The following is a 13311-nucleotide window of genomic DNA, read 5'->3' as shown; positions in this document are numbered from 1 at the left end:
GAATCGTCCGGTAAATGCGTAATTGCGTCTGCCTGCACAGGGACTGCCCGTCATAAGCTCAATGGCTGGAGAAAAAACACGTTGACAACAAGCTCCATCTTTCATCAATCCCAGGAGACACACATGACAAAACCAGACATGAGCAAACGCGGAATTCTGCAAACAGGCGCCCTGATGGCGACGGGCGCTGTCGTCGGCTGCGCCACGCCCGGCACGGCGGCCAATGCGCCGGCCACCCCCTTCGCGGTGGCCGGGACCTACATCCCCATCGCGGGCAGCACCGAGATGTTCCCGGTGCGCCGCATCTACTGCATAGGCCGCAACTACGCGGCCCATGCGATCGAGATGGGCTCGGACCCCAGCCGCGAGCCGCCCTTCTTTTTCCAGAAGCCGACTGACGCCATCCAGGTGGTGCCGCCCGGCAAGGTCGCCGACCATCCCTATCCCACGCTGACCAAGAACTATCACTACGAAGTCGAACTGGTGGCGGCGCTGGCCAAGGGCGGGCGCAACATCCCCATGGACAAGGCGCTGGACCTGGTTTACGGCTATGCGCTGGGCCTGGACATGACGCGGCGCGATTTGCAGCGTGGCATGGGCGACCAGAAAAAACCCTGGGAAATCGGCAAGAGCTTTGACATGTCGGCCCCCATAGGCCCCATCCACAAGGTGGCGCAGACCGGCCACTACACCAAGGGCGCGATCTGGCTCAAGGTCAACGGCCAACTCAAGCAGAACGCCACGCTGAACCACATGATCTGGTCGGTGGCCGAGCAGATCTCCAAGCTGTCCGAGGCCTTTGAGCTCTTCCCCGGCGACATCATTTATTCAGGCACGCCCGAAAACGTCGGCCCGGTGGTCAAAGGCGACGTCATCGAATGCCACATCGACGGCCTGCCGGAGCTCAGCGTCAAGATCGTATAGGGGCAGGGCCTGGCGTAAAGGGGCGAGGCAAGGGAAAACACCGTGCCATCGCCCCGCGGTGGCAAGAACTTCCGGGGCCGCATAGACTCCGACTGTTTGCCTTTTGCTCCCAACAACTATCTGTGAGGAAACCGCCATGCTTGAACACGACCAGAAAAAAGACTTCGATGCCTTGCTGCCTGGGCGCAGCACCGAAGCCGGCGCCAGCCGCCGCACCGCGCTCAAAACGGCCCTGGGCGTCGGTTATGCCGCCACCGCCATGCCCATCATGGCGCAGACGGCCATCAAGACTTCCTCGGAAGGACTGAAGACCGGCGAGACCACTTACGAGGTCAACGGCTTCAAAGTACCCGCTTTCTTTGCGGCGCCCGCCGGCAAGACCAACCTGCCGGTGGTGCTGGTGATCCAGGAAATCTTCGGCGTGCATGAATACATCGCCGACACCGCGCGGCGCTTCGCCAAGGCCGGCTACCTGGCCATCGCCCCCGAGCTCTACGCGCGCCAGGGCGACCCCAGCAAATACAACGAAATGGCCAAGCTCCTGGCCGAAGTCGTCTCCAAGGTGCCTGACGAACAGGTCATGGCCGACCTGGACGGCGCGGTGAAGTGGGCGGGTGCCAACGGCGGAAACACCAAAAAGGTCGGCATCACCGGCTTTTGCTGGGGCGGCCGCATTACCTGGCTGTATGCCGAGCAGAGCAAGAACGTCAAGGCCGGCGTGGCCTGGTACGGCCGCCTGGTCGGCCAGCCCTCGGCGCTCACGCCCAAACACCCGCTGGACCTGGCGGCAGGCTTGAAGGCACCGGTGCTCGGTTTGTACGGCGGCCAGGATGGCGGCATCCCGCTGACCACCGTCAACCAGATGAAGGACGCACTGGCCGAAGCCGGCGCCAAGGGCAACAAGGCGGCAGCCGCCTCCGAGTTCGTGGTCTACCCGCAGGCGCCCCACGCCTTTCATGCCGATTACCGGCCGAGCTACCGCAAGGACGCGGCTGAAGACGGCTTCAAGCGTGCGCTCGAGTGGTTTAAGAGCCATGGTGTAGCCTGATTCCCTGCCGGCAGGCTGCAAGCCGCCAAGCCCGAAAGGGCTGGCGGCTTTTTTATGCCAGCCCCACTTGACAAGCTTGATAAGATTAAAAGAACCCCGGCGCGGCATTCAATGTCTGCGGCCGGGGTTTTGTCGTCTGTGGTGTAACCTCCGGGTTGCCCTTGCAGGCATGGGCTGAACAATTTGGGCTTCGGTCCAGTCAATACGGGCATATGTAGCTATGACTTTGCTAGCAATCTTGATGGGAACCCTGGCCGCCGGCATAGGCAGCGTGTGGCTGGCGGCCTTGCTGAGCTTTGGTGTGCTGGCCCGCTACACCCAGCACATGCTGAGCCTGGCCGCCGGCGCGCTGCTGGCCACGGCCTTTATGCACCTGCTGCCCGAGGCCTTTGAAAGCCAGGCCGGCGCCAAGGAGCTGTTCGCCACCTTGCTGGTGGGGCTGGTGTTCTTTTTCCTGCTCGACAAGGCCGAGCTTTGGCACCATGGCCATGAGCACCACGGCGGCGAGCACCACGGCCCCGAGGCGGCGGCGCATGCGCAGCATGACCACACCGGGCATGTGCATGCGGCGCACAGCCACCACGGCCACAGCCATGGGCATGGTGAAGCCCGCACCGGCGGCTGGGCCGTGCTGGCCGGTGACAGCGTGCATGCCTTCGGCGATGGCATTTTGATCGCCTCGGCCTTTATGGCGGACCTGCGGCTGGGCGTGGTCGCCGCGCTGGCGGTGCTGGTGCACGAGGTGCCTCACCACATGGGCGACCTGGTGGTGCTGCGCCAGACCTCGAACAACCGGCGCGCCGCCCTCATCAAGGTGTCGCTGGCCGGCGCGGTGACGGCCTTGGGCGGCGTGGTCGGCTACGCGCTGGTCGACCAGCTCTATGACTACCTGCCGTTTTTCCTGATCATGGCCTCCAGCAGCTTTATCTACGTCGCGCTGGCCGATTTGATCCCGCAACTGCAAAAACGCGTGACCGCGCGCGAAACCATGGCGCAGATCGCCTGGCTGGCCATAGGCATAGGCCTGGTCACGCTGATCAGCGGGATGGCGCACCACCACTGAGTTTTTTTTGGCCGGGCGGCGCCGCTGTAAGACGGCGCCTGACAAGCCCATGGCTTGGCGGCCTATAGGCCGGTTTGGGGCGCGGCGGGAAGATAGGGCTGGCATTCTTCCCAGCCCCGTTCCCTTGTGCAAAGGCAGGCCCGCCATGAACTTCCATTCAGAACCCACCACGGTTTCCAGCGCCTTCCGCCCGTCGACCGCGTTCGTCAGCGGCGAACCGCCGCACAGGGCGCCGCAGCGCAAGCCGCGCATTGTTCGCCGCCCCCGCGCGGCCGCCTACATTGCGTTTTTCATCACCGTCTTCGCCAGCATGGCAGCGGCCGCGGCGCTGGCGACCCACGACCTGCCGCTCATGGTGGTGGGCTTGTGATGGGCACCAAACCCGGCCATTCGCCGGACGGCGGCGTTCCACTGGGCACGGGCTCGCCCGATGAGCCGGCGCACACCCTGCCGGCCGAGCCGGCGCAGATCACCAAGGCTCAGTCCGCAAAAGCCGCGGCGGCGCAGCCCCGTGCCGGCGCACACAAGCGCCCGGGCAATGAGGAGCCCGAACCCACGCTTGAAGACGACCTTCCCTCCGATGGGCGCGACAAAAAAGGCGAGGCCATGATCCGCGAGTTGCCGCGCCAGGCCGGGAAGAAAGAGAAATAGCCGTGGCCACCAGCCCCAACGTCCCGCCGCCCGAGCCGCTGCCGCCCCTGGAGACGCCGCCGGACCCGGGGGAAGTGCAGACCACGCCCATGCCAATGACGCTGAAATAGGCGGAAAAATCGCCGTCGGCAATGAAATCGAAACCGGTGTAGTGTCGTGGAGCACAACAGGACGTCCGGGCTCGATATACCTGTTCCGGGTTTCCCGCAGGGTTTGACTGCTACAAGGAGAACCGACATGCCGATAGACACCAGCCCCGAAGGCGCCGAGCTGCTGCACCAGCCGGTCGTCAAGCCATTTCCCGAAATCAGCCCCAAAGAGTCCCATCACGCCCACCCTGCCCGGCAGGCCATCGAGGATGACGGCCACAACCACGATGAGGGCGACGCCGGCGCCGTATCCGGCACTTCCCCGGGTGCAAGCCTGAAACCGGGCCCGGTCCCCGCGTCGCCGGCTTGAACGCCTGTTCCGCGCTTGCACCGCGCGGCAAGCTTCTATAAGGTCGGGGGACTTTTCCCCGAGGGAGGCACCATGGCCGAAGTTCTCAAGGTCCGCTGCTGCATCGCCGGCGGCGGCCCGGCCGGCATGATGCTGGGCCTGCTGCTGGCCCGTGCCGGCGTGGAGGTGCTGGTGCTCGAAAAGCACGCCGATTTCCTGCGCGACTTTCGCGGTGACACCGTGCATCCGTCCACTCTGCAGGTGATCCACGAACTGGGCCTGCTGGACAAATTCCTGGCGCGCCCGCACGAGGAGGTCAGCGAGCTGCGCGCGATCGTCGGCGACACCGAAGTGGTGCTGGCCAGTTTCAAACGTCTGCGCATACGCTGCCAGTTCATTGCGATGATGCCGCAGTGGGAGTTCCTGGATTTTGTGCGCGACGAAGCCGAGCTTTACCCCGGTTTCCGTCTGCTGCAGAACGCCGAAGTCACGGGCCTGAGCGAAGAAGGCGGCACGGTGACCGGCGTGCGTGTCACGACGCCGGAGGGCCCCCTGCAGGTGAGGGCGGACCTGGTCATAGGCGCCGACGGCCGGCGCTCGACGGTGCGCGCCGCCGCCGGGCTGGTGGTGCGCGATATGGGCGCACCCATCGACGTGCTGTGGATGCGGCTGCCCAAGCTGCCGGGGGATCCTTCCACCACGGGCGGGCGCATCACCACGGGCATCTTCCTGGCCATGATTGATCGCGGCAGCTACTGGCAGTGCGCCTATGTGATTCCCAAGGGCGGCATCGAGGCCGTGCGCGCGCGCGGGCTGGAGGCCTTCAGGGCCGACATGGTGAAAGTGGCGCCGCTGTTCGCGGGCCGCATGGACGCGCTGGCAAGCTGGGACGACATCAAGCTGCTCAGCGTGACGGTGGACCGGCTGGAGCGCTGGTACCGGCCCGGCCTGCTGTGCATAGGCGACGCCGCGCATGCCATGTCGCCCGTGGGCGGCGTCGGCATCAACCTGGCGGTGCAGGATGCCGTGGCGGCGGCCAACACGCTGGCGCAGCCGCTGGCCGATGCGCGCGTGGACACGGCGGCCTTGACACCTTTCCTGGCGCGGATGGAAAAACGGCGCCTGCTGCCGACCCGGCTCACACAGGCGGCGCAGGTGGCCATCCAGAACCGTCTGCTGAGCCCGGTGCTGGCGGCGCGCGGCAGCGAAGCCCCGCCCATGGCGCTGCCCTGGCCATTGAAGCTGATGCGCCGCTGGCCGCTGCTGCAGGCGCTGCCGGCTTACGCGGTGGGTGTGGGCGTGCGGCCCGAGCATGTGCGCTCCCCGGCGCGGCCTCCACGCGTCGATTTGTAGGTCGTCTCCTACGTCATGGGCAGGCATTGCCTACAGCGGCCGTGCCGTGCGGCTTTTAGAGTGAAACCAACAGACTCTGTGCAGCCCTCGCGGCAGGCGAGCCGGACTTCCGGCGAGGCCGGCTGGGGCCTGCAAGCCAAGGAGACCTTCATGAAAAGCAGCGACACCCTTCATGCCCACAAACCCGAGCCCAGCCCTTCCAAAGGCCAGGTGGGCGACAGGCCGGACAACGGTTCCAGGAGCAGCCGCGGCGCCGGCCCCAGTTCGGGCGCGCGGCGCGACAACCCGCACAGGCGCATCCGCCTGACAGGCCACGCCCGCGCCTGCTAAAGCGCGCCTTCCGGTGTGCGCACTCCGGCGCCTACCCATCGAAAAATCCCTACAGGCCCGTGGGACACCGTCTCATGGGGCATACCCGCAAGGCGCGGCTAAATTGACGTCTGGCTGCCGTTCAGCCAACTTCCGCCGATCGACAGATTGATCTTCCTATCCCTTCATCTCTTCACACAAGGAAACACACATGCACGCATCCAAATTCAAACCCGCTGCCGCAACGGCCCTTGCCCTGGCTGCCCTGCTGGCGCTGGGCGCCTGCGGGAAAAAAGTCGAAGACACCGGCGCGACCTCTTCGACGCCGTCCAGTTCCAGCCCCTCGACTTCTTCCCCGCCTTCGACACCTTCTACCAGCAGCGGCACTAGCCCCACGCCAATGCCGGAGTCCAGCGCGGCGGCGCCCGGCACGCCGGCCAGCGGCACCAAGTAAAGAGCGCTGCATCGGCTCCTTGCGAGCCCCAGAACAAAACAAAACGCCACCGGGCATGCGCCGGTGGCGTTTTTTTTTTTGGAGGAACCGAAAGCCTTGGGCTCAGCCCTGCGCCACCGGGCGTTGCGGGTCGCTGCACCAGTCGCTCCAGCTGCCGGCGTAAAGACCGGTCCTGCCCAGGCCGGCGATTTCCATGGCGACCAGGTTGGGCACGGCGCTGACGCCGCTGCCGCAGTGGTGCACCACGGTCGCCGGATCGCGGCCGGCCAGCAGGGTTTCAAACTCGGCCTTGAGTTGCGCGGCCGGCTTGAATTTGCCGTCGGGCGCTATGTTCTGGCTGAAGGGCCGGTTCAGCGCGCCGGGGATATGGCCGGCCACCGGGTCCAGCGGCTCCACCTCGCCCTTGAAGCGCGGCGTGGCGCGCGCGTCGATCAGGGTCTGGGCCGGCCGGCCCAGTTGCGCGGCCACGGTATCGGCCGACACCAGCGTCGCCCTGGCCGGCGCGAGCAGGAAGCTGGCCTGGAAATGCGCGGGCTCCTCGCCGCTGTTCACCGCGCCGCCCGCCGCTTGCCAGGCCTGCAAGCCGCCGTCGAGCATGGCGACGTTTTCATGGCCGGCCCACTTGAGCATCCACCAGAGGCGCCCGCAGTAATTGGCGCCGTTGCGGTCGTAAACAACCGCCTGCATGTTGTTGGCGAAACCGACGCTGGACAGCCAGGTCGCGAACTTCTCGCGGTTCGGCAGCGGGTGGCGCCCGCCGGACGCGGGCGCGTCGGCGCCACTGGCGGTGATGATCCCGTGGGCGCCGGGCACGCCGTGTTTGGCGCTCAGCGCGGTGTCCAGGTTGGCGTACACGGCGCCGGGGATGTGCGAGGCCAGGTACTGCTCCTGCCCCAGGCCCGGCTTCATGAGGTCGAAGCTGCAGTCGAAGATGCGCAGCGGTTTGGCCGAGGCGACCAGGGCTTGCAGCTGTTCGGCGGAAATCAGGGTGGTGTAGCTCATCTTTTACTCCTTAATGTTCCTCGGCCGGGGCGTTCGGCGCGGCGCGGGCACGCAGCACCGTGGCCGCAATCGCGCTGACGATGATGAGCACCATGCCGGCCCAGCCGATCAGGGGAATATTGTCGCCAAACAGGATCAGGCTGTAGAGGGCTGCGAACACAATGCCCGAATACTGCAGGTTGGCCACCATCAGCGTGCCGCCGTGGTTTTCCGACATGGAGTAAGCCTTGGTCATGGCCAGCTGGCCCAGTGACGCCAGTATGCCTATGGGCGGCAGCCACAGCGCGTGCCGCCAGTTCCAGGGCGTGATGCCCACGACCAGCATGCCCAGCGCGCCGGCCACCGCCGTGCCCACGGCAAAATAAAACACGGTGCGGGTTTCGGGCTCGCCCATGCGAGAAATCGCCATGACCTGCATATAGGCGAAGGCGGCGCCCAGGCCGGACATCAGGCCCACCAGGCCGGCAAAAGTCTGGTTCTGGTCTATGGCCGGGCGCAGCAGCATGACCACGCCGGCAAAGCTCGCCAGGATGGCCATCACCAGCGGCCCCTGGCTGGAAAACAAGGCTGCCAGGCTGGCCGTGCCGCCCTCCGGGGGCGTGTTGGCCGGGGCGCTGGTGTTGGCTTTCGGTGGCGTCCAGGCCATCAGCGCGCCGCCGACCAGGAAGGCCGCGATCCACACGCTGCTCATGTAGTTGAGCGTCATGGCGGTGGCCAGCGGCAAATGCGCGATGGCGTAAAACCAGGCCGACAGCGACATCACGCCGATCACGCTGCGCCAGGCGTGCATGGCCGGGTAGCGGGTGGCCAGTGTGATGCCGCGCACACGCGCATAGGCCGCCATGAAGAGGATGCCCAGGACGCCGCGGTAGAACACCAGCTCGGCGCTGTTGAAGTGCTCCGACGCGTACTTCACGCAGACCCCCATGGTCGCAAACATGAACGAGGAAAAGATCATCCAGACGGCTTGCATGGTGTGCGGCGGGCTTAAGGGCGGAGATGGGTGGAATGAAAAATGGCTGCGGCCCCGCCGATGTGCGGGACTGCAGCCATCCTATAGGCGAGCGAGGGAGCTTGCACGCAAAGAACCTGTTCACGATCTAAACGGGGCCGCGCAAGCACCTTCTCGGGATGGGATGCAAGGCGCGGTGCGACGCCCATAGTTTACCTATGGGCTAGCGCTGCAACGCCGCAGACCGCCCGAGAAGGCGCTTGCCCTCCGGGTTGGGGTGAAATCGGGCGATTGAGCCACCCGGGCCCTTGCATGGGCATTAGCCCACGCGGCGTGCCCGGCCGGCACACTCATCCCGATTGCATCCCAACGCGGCCACGTTTAGATCGTGAACAGGTTCTAGGTTCTCAGATCATCTGCGTGGTTTTGCTGGCGCCCATTTCGCGGCGGTACCACTCGTGAAAGTGCTGCATGCCGTCTTCCATGGGGCTCTGGTAGGGGCCGAATTCGTTGTCGCCGCGCAGCAGCAGGGCCTTGCGGCCGGCGTCCATGCGCAGGGCGATTTCGTCGTCCTCCACGCAGGTTTCCATGTAGGCGGCCTGCTGCGCCTCGATGAATTCGCGCTCGAAGGCGCAGATTTCCTCGGGATAGAAGAACTCCACCACGTTGAGCGTCCTGTCCGGCCCCTGCGGATGCAGCGTGCTGACCACCAGCACATGCGGGTACCACTCGACCATCACGTGCGGGTAGTAGGTAAGCCAGATCGCGCCGTATTTGGGCGGCACGCCCTTGCGGTACTGCAGCACCACGTCGTGCCATTTCTTGTAGGTGTCGGTGCCCGGCTTGCCGAGCTTGTCCGACACGCCCACCGTCTGCACCGAATAGTCGGCCTCGAGCTGCCAGCGCAGGTCGTCGGTGGTGACGAAGCCGCCCAGGCCGGGGTGGAAGGGGCCGACGTGGTAGTCCTCGAGGTAGACCTCGATGAAGGTTTTCCAGTTGTAATTGCACTCGTGCAGGTGCACCTTGTCGAGCTGGTAGCCCGAAAAATCGAGGTCGGTATGGGTGGCCAGCTGCGCCATCTCGGCCGCGACGTCACGGCCGTTGTCCTCGAACACCAGTCCGTTCCAGGTCGTGGTCTTGTAGCGGTTCAGATTCAGGCAGGGATCGATCTCAAAGTGCGGCGCGCCTATGAGCTCGCCCGAGGTGTTGTAGGTCCAGCGGTGCAGCGGGCAGACGATGTTGCTGCCGGTATTGCCGCGGCCCTGCAGCATGGTCGACTGCCGGTGCCGGCAGACGTTGGAGATCAGCTCTATGCCCGAGGCATTGCGCACCAGCGCCCGGCCCTCGCCCTCATGCGGCAGGGCGTAGTAGTCGCCCAGGTTGGGCACCGCCAGTTCATGGCCCAGGTAGCGCGGCCCGTGCGTGAACAGCTTTTGCTGCTCCCGCTGGTACAGGCCCGCGTCAAAATAGCTGGAAATCGGGAGCTGGCTGGTGGCCTGGAGGAGACGAAGGCTGAGATCGGACATGCAAATTTCGGGTGAACATGCCGCCGCGCGAGGCTTTGGAGGCAGTTGACAAACCAGGGAGCAGGCTGAGCGTCAGCCCACGGGTGAAAACAAGGCCGGGTATCCCGCAACGGGGTCACCACCGTTATCGAGAACTGTTATCAATTGTACCCGCGCGGGGTGGATTCGGGGACTTTGCGCGCCGCCGCCGGATAATGCGAATATTGCATTTGCAACCCCGGGCTGCCGGGCGCCGCAATCCCTTCGCAACGGCCTAAAATCAGGCCTACATCCAAAGAACCATGGCCAAAAGCGCTTCATCCTCCGCCTCTTCGACGCCCCCCGCCGCGGCGCTCCCCGCCAGCTACGAGGCCGCCCTGCAGGAACTCGAGGAGCTGGTGGACAGCCTGGAGTCCGGCCAGTTGCCGCTGGACCAGCTGCTGACGGGCTACCAGCGCGGCGCGCAGTTGCTCAAGTTCTGCCGCGACAAGCTTGAGGCCGTGGAAACCCAGATCAAGGTGCTCGAAGGCACGGAACTCAAGCCCTGGGTGCAGGAGTAAGGCGGCGCGAAAGCCGCGACCCAGCGACCCGATCCAGACACAAAAGAGATACCGATTGAACGCCCCTGAAAAACTACCCCTGTTCACGCTGAGCGACTGGAGCGCAAAGCAGCTTGCCACCGTCGAGAGCGCGCTGTCCCGCTGGGTGGCATGCCCCACCGATTCGCCCGCACCCGCCGGCCTGGGCGACGCCATGCGTTATGCCGTGCTCGACGGCGGCAAGCGCCTGCGCCCGCTGCTGGTCATGGCGGCCTGCGAGGCCGTGGGCGGCAACCGCGAGGCCGCCTTGCGCGCCGCCTGCGCGGTCGAGCTGATCCACGCTTATTCGCTGGTGCATGACGATATGCCTTGCATGGACAACGACGTGCTGCGCCGCGGCAAGCCCACGGTGCACGTCAAGTTCGGCCAGGCGCAGGCGCTGCTGGCCGGCGATGCGCTGCAGGCCCTGGCCTTCGAATTCCTGACACCCGAAGATGGGTCGGTCGACGCTGCCACGCAGGCGCGGCTGTGTCGCATGCTGGCCCAGGCGGCCGGTTTCCAGGGCATGGCCGGCGGCCAGGCGATCGACCTGGCAAGCGTGGGCATGCCCCTGGACTCGCAGCAGCTGCACGAAATGCACCGCCTGAAAACCGGTGCGTTGCTGGAGGCCAGCGTCATGATGGGCGCGGCCTGCGGCACTGTGGCGCCCGCGGCCTGGCAGGCCTTGCGCGACTACGGCTCGGCCGTGGGCCTGGCCTTCCAGGTGGTCGACGACATCCTCGACGTCACCGCCGATTCCGCCACGCTGGGCAAGACCGCCGGCAAGGATGCCGCCCAGGACAAGCCCACCTTTGTTTCGCTGATGGGGCTGGAGGCCTCCAAGGCCTATGCGCAGCAGCTGCTGGCCAGGGCCCTGGCCGGCCTGGACGCCACCGGGCTGGCCCGTACCGAGGCCTTGCGCGCGCTGGCCGATATGCTGGTCAACCGCCATCACTAGGACATAGCCCAGGACCCACCGACAGACAGGGAAGAGGAACCGGCCTCGCCATAACAACGACACCACGATGTACCCATTGCTCGAAACCATCCAAAGCCCCGCCGACCTGCGCAAGCTGCCGCGCAACGGCCTGAAACCCCTGGCCGACGAGCTGCGCGCCTTCGTGCTCGACAGCGTCTCCCAGACCGGCGGGCACCTGAGTTCCAACCTCGGCACCGTGGAACTCACGGTGGCCCTGCACTACGTCTTCAACACGCCTGAGGACCGACTGGTGTGGGACGTGGGCCACCAGACCTATCCGCACAAAATCCTCACGGGCCGGCGCGAGCGCATGGGCAGCCTGCGCCAGTTCGGCGGGCTGTCGGGTTTTCCGCGCCGCGACGAAAGCGAGTACGACACCTTCGGCACTGCGCATTCATCGACCTCCATTTCCGCCGCGCTGGGCATGGCGCTGGCCGCCCAGCAAAAGGGCGAGGACCGCCATGCGGTGGCCATCATCGGCGACGGCGCCATGAGCGCGGGCATGGCTTTCGAGGCCCTGAACAACGCGGGCGTGCACGACCACTGCAAGCTGCTGGTGGTGCTCAACGACAACGACATGAGCATCAGCCCGCCCGTGGGCGCGCTCAACCGCTACCTGGCCCAGCTCATGAGCGGGCGCTTTTACGCGTCGGCCAAGCATGTGGGCAAGCAGGTGCTGCGCGTGGCGCCGCCGCTGCTCGAGCTGGCCAAGCGCCTGGAGGCGCATGCCAAGGGCATGGTCGTGCCGGCCACGCTGTTTGAAAACTTCGGCTTCAACTACATAGGCCCCATAGACGGCCACGACCTCGAGTCGCTGGTGCCCACGCTCGAAAACATCAAGCACCTGATGGACAACAACGGCGGCCCGCAGTTCCTGCACGTGGTCACCAAAAAAGGCCAGGGTTACAAGCTGGCCGAGGCCGACCCCATCGCCTACCACGGCCCCGGCAAGTTCGACCCGGCCATGGGCCTGCAAAAGTCCAGCGCGCCGGCCAAGCAGACCTTCACCCAGGTCTTCGGCCAGTGGCTGTGCGACATGGCCGAGCACGACGCCCGACTGGTCGGCATCACGCCGGCCATGCGCGAAGGCTCGGGCATGGTCGAGTTCCACAAGCGCTTTCCCGGGCGTTACCACGACGTCGGCATTGCCGAGCAGCATGCGGTGACCTTTGCCGCCGGCATGGCCTGCGAAGGGCTCAAGCCCGTGGTCGCGATCTATTCGACCTTTTTGCAGCGCGGTTATGACCAGCTGATCCACGATGTGGCCCTGCAGAACCTGCCCGTGGTATTTGCGCTGGATCGCGCCGGCCTCGTCGGCGCCGACGGCGCCACGCATGCGGGCGCTTACGACATTCCCTACCTGCGCTGCATTCCCAACATGAGCGTGGCCTGCCCCGCCGATGAACGCGAATGCCGCAAGCTGCTGTCCTCCGCCTTCGAGCAGGACCACCCGGTGGCCGTGCGCTACCCGCGCGGCGCCGGCGCCGGTGTCGAGCCCGAAGCCGGCCTGGAGCCCTTGCCTTTCGGCAAAGGCGAAATCCGCCGCGAAGGCGCGGGCGTCGCCATCCTGGCTTTCGGCACGCTGCTGTACCCGGCCCTGCAGGCCGCCGAAAAACTGGGCGCCACCGTCGTCAACATGCGCTGGGCCAAACCGCTGGACACCGAACTGCTGCTCAAGGTCGCGGCCGGCCATGAAGCCCTCGTCACGGTGGAAGAGGGCGCCATCATGGGCGGCGCCGGCAGCGCCGTCAGCGAAGCCTTGCAAGCCGCAGGCATCAACAAGCCCGTGCTGCACCTGGGCCTTCAAGACGAATTCATCGAACACGGCGACCCCGCCAAACTGCTCGCCCTGCAAGGCCTCGATGCCGCAGGCATCGAAGCGGCAATTACTTCGCGCTTCGCCGCACAGCTGGCAAGCAAGCCTGCGAAGCCGGCGCTCAAGTCCGTCGCATAAGCACGGCATTCGCTGGGCCCTGAAGCCTTAACCCAGCAGGGGCCGCGGAACCGGCTTTGCCGGGCCGCAGGCGCAGCGCCCCCCGAGGGGCTGGAGCCCGC

Annotated in this window: 15 protein-coding genes; 12 read left to right on the top strand and 3 right to left on the bottom strand. The window is 65.9% G+C overall.

The window, feature by feature from the left end:
* The first annotated feature begins 123 nt into the window (after positions 1-123).
* The 9 genes from PMI15_RS07020 to PMI15_RS24695 all read left to right on the top strand — a co-directional run bounded on the left by PMI15_RS07020 (position 124) and on the right by PMI15_RS24695 (position 6240).
* Positions 124-924: a fumarylacetoacetate hydrolase family protein gene (locus PMI15_RS07020; RefSeq protein ID WP_007865770.1), complete on the top strand. Its 801-nt coding sequence runs from the start codon at positions 124-126 to the stop codon at positions 922-924.
* 136 nt (positions 925-1060) lie between these two features.
* Positions 1061-1972: a dienelactone hydrolase family protein gene (locus tag PMI15_RS07015; RefSeq protein ID WP_007865768.1), complete on the top strand. Its 912-nt coding sequence runs from the start codon at positions 1061-1063 to the stop codon at positions 1970-1972.
* Between the two features lie 220 nt (positions 1973-2192).
* Positions 2193-3035 (top strand): ZIP family metal transporter, encoded by an 843-nt coding sequence (locus PMI15_RS07010; protein ID WP_007865766.1) that lies wholly within the window; start codon positions 2193-2195, stop codon positions 3033-3035.
* Between the two features lie 145 nt (positions 3036-3180).
* Positions 3181-3405 (top strand): hypothetical protein, encoded by a 225-nt coding sequence (locus PMI15_RS07005; RefSeq protein ID WP_007865765.1) that lies wholly within the window; start codon positions 3181-3183, stop codon positions 3403-3405.
* Entirely contained in the window at positions 3405-3686 is a 282-nt protein-coding gene (locus PMI15_RS07000) for a hypothetical protein (protein ID WP_007865764.1), read from the top strand. The genes PMI15_RS07005 and PMI15_RS07000 overlap by 1 nt, the downstream gene beginning before the upstream one ends.
* 237 nt (positions 3687-3923) lie before the next feature.
* Positions 3924-4145, top strand: coding sequence for a hypothetical protein (locus tag PMI15_RS06995; RefSeq protein ID WP_007865763.1), 222 nt, complete (start codon positions 3924-3926; stop codon positions 4143-4145).
* A 72-nt stretch (positions 4146-4217) separates the two neighbouring features.
* Positions 4218-5477 carry an FAD-dependent oxidoreductase gene (locus PMI15_RS06990; protein WP_007865762.1) on the top strand — a complete coding sequence of 420 codons (1260 nt, stop codon included), beginning with the start codon at positions 4218-4220 and terminating at the stop codon, positions 5475-5477.
* A 150-nt stretch (positions 5478-5627) separates the two neighbouring features.
* Positions 5628-5807: a hypothetical protein gene (locus PMI15_RS06985; protein WP_007865760.1), complete on the top strand. Its 180-nt coding sequence runs from the start codon at positions 5628-5630 to the stop codon at positions 5805-5807.
* A gap of 190 nt (positions 5808-5997) precedes the next feature.
* Entirely contained in the window at positions 5998-6240 is a 243-nt protein-coding gene (locus tag PMI15_RS24695) for a hypothetical protein (protein ID WP_007865758.1), read from the top strand.
* Between the two features lie 102 nt (positions 6241-6342).
* Here the strand turns inward: PMI15_RS24695 and PMI15_RS06975 are convergent, their stop codons facing one another.
* The 3 genes from PMI15_RS06975 to PMI15_RS06965 all read right to left on the bottom strand — a co-directional run bounded on the left by PMI15_RS06975 (position 6343) and on the right by PMI15_RS06965 (position 9720).
* On the bottom strand, positions 6343-7242 hold the full coding sequence (locus PMI15_RS06975; RefSeq protein WP_007865754.1) for a sulfurtransferase: 900 nt from the start codon (positions 7240-7242) through the stop codon (positions 6343-6345).
* A 10-nt stretch (positions 7243-7252) separates the two neighbouring features.
* Positions 7253-8215: a DMT family transporter gene (locus PMI15_RS06970; RefSeq protein WP_007865751.1), complete on the bottom strand. Its 963-nt coding sequence runs from the start codon at positions 8213-8215 to the stop codon at positions 7253-7255.
* Positions 8216-8601: 386 nt separating this feature from the next.
* Positions 8602-9720: an aromatic ring-hydroxylating dioxygenase subunit alpha gene (locus PMI15_RS06965; RefSeq protein ID WP_007865747.1), complete on the bottom strand. Its 1119-nt coding sequence runs from the start codon at positions 9718-9720 to the stop codon at positions 8602-8604.
* 281 nt (positions 9721-10001) lie between these two features.
* Here PMI15_RS06965 and PMI15_RS06960 point away from each other — a divergent pair, with 281 nt between their 5' ends.
* The 3 genes from PMI15_RS06960 to dxs all read left to right on the top strand — a co-directional run bounded on the left by PMI15_RS06960 (position 10002) and on the right by dxs (position 13210).
* Entirely contained in the window at positions 10002-10259 is a 258-nt protein-coding gene (locus PMI15_RS06960; protein ID WP_007865745.1) for an exodeoxyribonuclease VII small subunit, read from the top strand.
* Between the two features lie 55 nt (positions 10260-10314).
* Positions 10315-11235: a polyprenyl synthetase family protein gene (locus tag PMI15_RS06955; RefSeq protein WP_007865743.1), complete on the top strand. Its 921-nt coding sequence runs from the start codon at positions 10315-10317 to the stop codon at positions 11233-11235.
* A 67-nt stretch (positions 11236-11302) separates the two neighbouring features.
* Positions 11303-13210, top strand: a complete 1908-nt coding sequence (gene dxs / locus PMI15_RS06950) for a 1-deoxy-D-xylulose-5-phosphate synthase (RefSeq protein WP_007865736.1) — start codon at positions 11303-11305, stop codon at positions 13208-13210.
* Positions 13211-13311 lie beyond the last annotated feature (101 nt).

This window comes from Polaromonas sp. CF318 (genome assembly GCF_000282655.1).
In the GTDB taxonomy this organism is placed as follows: Bacteria; Pseudomonadota; Gammaproteobacteria; order Burkholderiales; family Burkholderiaceae_C; genus Polaromonas.
The sequence above is the reverse complement of the archived record's forward strand: the minus strand, read 5'-3'. Positions and strand labels throughout refer to the sequence as shown.